The 1,476-nt window shown below is 75.5% G+C and carries 2 protein-coding genes; both read left to right on the plus strand.

The genetic code is table 11. The features are described 5' to 3' along the window. Positions 1-495: ring-opening amidohydrolase (locus HW577_RS24930; RefSeq protein WP_332837810.1), on the plus strand; the 495-nt coding region annotated here is incomplete at its 5' end. Continuing rightward, positions 492-1,476 (plus strand): FAD-dependent monooxygenase (locus HW577_RS24935; protein ID WP_198378783.1); only part of this gene is annotated, 985 nt, incomplete at its 3' end. The genes HW577_RS24930 and HW577_RS24935, both read left to right, overlap by 4 nt.

The raw sequence follows: 1,476 nt of genomic DNA on the forward strand, positions 1-1,476 counted from the left end.
GCATCGGCGGCGCTCGGCGCGGCCGTCGCGCTGGGGGACGTGCCCGCGGCGCGCGCGACGGGGGCGGCGCTGCTCGCCGACCTGTCGCTGCACTCCGGCCGCGTCGCGGTCTCCGCCGGGATCGAGGTGCCCTGCGACGAGGTCATCATCCTGGGCGAGGCGGAAGGCTGGGCGCCCGGCCTCCGCCTCGGCGTCCGCAGCATGGCGGATGTGCTCGACATCGGCGCGGCGCAGGACCTGGTCGCCACGCTCGGCGGACCCGGGCGGCTGCGCGCCGTCTTCGCCAAGGGCGAGCCCGACGCGACGGGGCGCATCCGCGGCCAGCGCCACACCATGCTGGGCGACACCGACATCGACGCGCAGCGCCATCTGCGCGCGGCCCTCGGCGCCATCATCGCGGCCGCGGCGGGCGATGGGCGCGTCTTCGTCTCGGGTGGCGCGGAACACCAGGGCCCGCCGGGCGGCGGCCTGGTCGCGGCGATCGCCGGGCCATGAGGATCGGCATCATCGGCACCGGCGTCGCCGGCAGCGTCCTGGCCGAGATGCTGGCCGGACGGCCCGGCATCGCGGTCGAGGCCTTCGACCGCATGACGGAGAGTGATGCGGAGGAGGCCGGCACCGGCCTCAATGTCGGCCCCAATGCGATGAAGGCGCTGCGGCTGCACCTGCCCGCGCGGCATGATGCGGTGCGCGCGGCCTCCCTGCCCTGGCGGCGATGGTTCATCGACACGGCGGCGGGGGAACGGCTGTTCGACATCGACCTGCTCGACGTCGCGGAGGAGCCGGGAATCCGCCTGCGCTGGTCCGACCTGTACCGCGTGCTGCGCGCCCCCGTTGCGGCGACGACGCGACGCGGCCTTGCCCTGGCGGCGCTGGAGGAGGATGCGGCGGGGCGCCTTGTTCCCGTGCTGGCCGATGCGGCGGGCGGGCTGCATCGCTTCGGCGGCTTCGACCTGCTGGTCGCCGGCGACGGCCGCTATTCGCGCCTGCGCGAATTGGCGGCAGAGGCGCCGTTGCCCGCCTTCCACGGCGTCGCCATGTCGCGCATGCTCGTGCCCGATGCCCGCGACTGTCCCTATGACGATTACGGCCAGTGGTTCGAAGGCCGGGCGCGGCTGCTGTCCTATCGGCTGCCGGGCGGCGCGGTCTACATCGCCGGCGCGGTGCCGCTTTCGACGCCCGATGCCCCGATCGACGACGAGATACGCAGCGCGGCGTTCCAGGCGCGGCGCTATCTGCCGACGGATGGGGCGCCCTGCCCCGCCGTCGCCTGGATGAGCGCGCGGCTCGCCGAACATGCGGAATCGCTGCACTGGGCGCGGCTGCAATCCTCGCCCCTGCGCCGCGTCGCGGCCGGCGGGCGCGTGCTGCTGCTGGGCGACGCGGCGCATGCGATGGTGCCGACGCTCGGCCAGGGCGCGACCCAGGCGATCGAGGACGGCGTGCTCGCCGGCGCGGTGCTGCGGGCGGGCGGCG

This window comes from Neoroseomonas rubea (genome assembly GCF_016106015.1).
Lineage (GTDB): Bacteria > Pseudomonadota > Alphaproteobacteria > Acetobacterales > Acetobacteraceae > Neoroseomonas > Neoroseomonas rubea.